General features: G+C 45.8%; 1 protein-coding gene. It reads right to left on the bottom strand.

Annotated elements, in window-relative coordinates:
- A partial coding sequence (locus tag E1163_RS30275) for a HAMP domain-containing protein (RefSeq protein ID WP_185155908.1) occupies positions 1-2,420 on the bottom strand: 2,420 nt, incomplete at both ends.

Raw genomic sequence — 2,420 nt, 5'->3', positions numbered from 1 at the left:
AATACCACGCACCTGAGTGGTCAGGTTATTCGCCATAATATTTACATTTTCTGTAAGGTGTTTCCATACCCCTTCAACGGCCGGCACATTAGCCTGACCTCCCAACTTACCTTCCGTGCCCACCTCACGAGCCACTCTTGTTACCTCTTCGGCAAACACATTCAGGGAATCCACCATTTTATTGATATTGTCTTTCAAATCGGCAATCTCACCTTTTACATTTACCGTAATTTTTTGACTCAGATCTCCCTCAGCCACCGCCGTAGCTACGTGCGAAATGTCCCTTACCTGTGCGGTCAAATTGCTACCCATCGTATTTACATTATCAGTAAGGTCCTTCCATACACCGGCAACATTGGGAACGTTGGCCTGACCTCCCAGCTTTCCCTCGGTTCCCACTTCACGTGCCACCCTGGTAACCTCATTACTAAAGATATTCAGAGAATCAACCATTTTATTAATGTTCTCTTTCAGGTCAGCAATCTCACCCTTCACATCTACGGAGATCTTTTTAGTAAGGTCCCCTTTGGCAACGGCAGTCGATACCTTCGCTATATCCCTCACCTGTTCAGTCAGGTTGCTGGCCATGGTATTCACATTGTCTGTAAGCTCTTTCCACAATCCTTCAACACCTGGTACTATAGCCTGACCTCCAAGATTACCTTCTGTGCCTACCTCACGCGCCACACGGGTCACCTCACTGGCGAAAATATTCAGGGAATCCACCATTTGGTTGAGGTATTCCTTCAATTCGAGGAATTCACCCTTTACATCTACAGTAATTTTCTGGGTCATATCACCCTTTGCTACAGCTATTGCCACATCAGCAATATCACGTACCTGTAGAGTAAGGTTACTGGCCATGGTATTCACATTATCCGTAAGCTCTTTCCAGACACCGGCCACATTCGGTACATTGGCCTGACCTCCCAGCTTTCCTTCTGTTCCCACTTCCCGGGCCACTCTGGTCACCTCGTTACTAAAGATGTTCAGGGAATCCACCATCTTATTGATGTTTTCTTTCAGATCCTCTATTTCACCTTTAGCGTCAACCTTAATTTTTTGGGTCATATCACCTTTTGCTACTGCGATAGCTACATCAGCAATATCCCGCACCTGGAGTGTAAGGTTGTGAGCCATGGTATTCACATTGTCCGTAAGCTCCTTCCATACACCAGCCACATTAGGAACGTTGGCCTGCCCCCCCAGCTTTCCTTCTGTTCCCACTTCACGAGCAACCCTGGTTACCTCATCCGAGAAAATATTTAGGGAGTCTACCATACCATTTATATTCTCTTTAAGATCGGCAATTTCTCCTTTTACATCTACTGCTACCTTCTGAGATAGGTCACCTTGTGCAACCGCCGATGACACCTTGGCAATATCCCGCACCTGGTCAGTGAGGTTACTGGCCATGGTATTTACATTGTCTGTTAAATCCTTCCATACACCGGCCACATTCGGCACATTGGCCTGACCTCCCAGTTTTCCTTCTGTTCCCACTTCACGAGCCACTCTGGTTACCTCATTACTAAAGATATTCAGGGAGTCTACCATTTTATTTATATTTTCCTTAAGGCCTGCTATCTCTCCTTTCACATCCACTGATATCTTTTGGGTCAGGTCACCCTGGGCAACAGCTGTTGAAACCTTTGCGATATCCCTTACCTGAGAAGTAAGGTTACTAGCCATCATGTTTACATTTTCCGTTAACTCCTTCCACACACCTTCTACACCGGGCACTTTTGCCTGACCTCCCAGATTACCTTCCGTTCCCACCTCACGAGCCACTCGAATTACCTCGTCAGCAAACGTATTAAGTGAGTCAGTCATTTGATTAATGTTTTCTTTCAGCACCAAAAACTCCCCTTTAACATCAACCGACACCTTCTTTGTGAGATTACCTTTGGCAACAGCCGTGGCAACATTAGCAATATCTCTCACCTGGTTGGTCAGGTTACTGGCCATAAGATTTACATTATCCGTCAAGTCCTTCCAAACCCCTGCCACATTTGGCACGGTAGCTTGTCCACCAAGCTTTCCTTCCGTCCCCACCTCCAAAGCAACCCGGGTCACCTCACCCGCAAACAGGTTAAGGTTGTCAATGGTACGGTTGATCGTTTCGGCCATAACTTTAAAATCACCCGTCACAGGGATTTCAAACTTTTCATACAGATTACCTCCCGAAATATTCTTAAGTACCTTGCCCACCTCTAAAACGGGAACGGCTATTGAGTCTACCAAACCATTTATATTATTAATGATATCCTTCCAGAAACCAGAAGCATTTTCAGCAGATGCCCTCGCTGTAAGATTTCCCTCGATACCAGCTACTTTTGATATCCTGGATACCTCACCTCCAACACCAGAAATCATCTCCACCATGCTGTTATACGCCTCTGCTATTTCAGAAAAAACAT

The organism is Fulvivirga kasyanovii (assembly GCF_009711405.1).
Classification (GTDB): Bacteria; Bacteroidota; Bacteroidia; order Cytophagales; family Cyclobacteriaceae; genus Fulvivirga; species Fulvivirga kasyanovii.
This window is presented reverse-complemented; position numbering and strand designations above follow the sequence as displayed.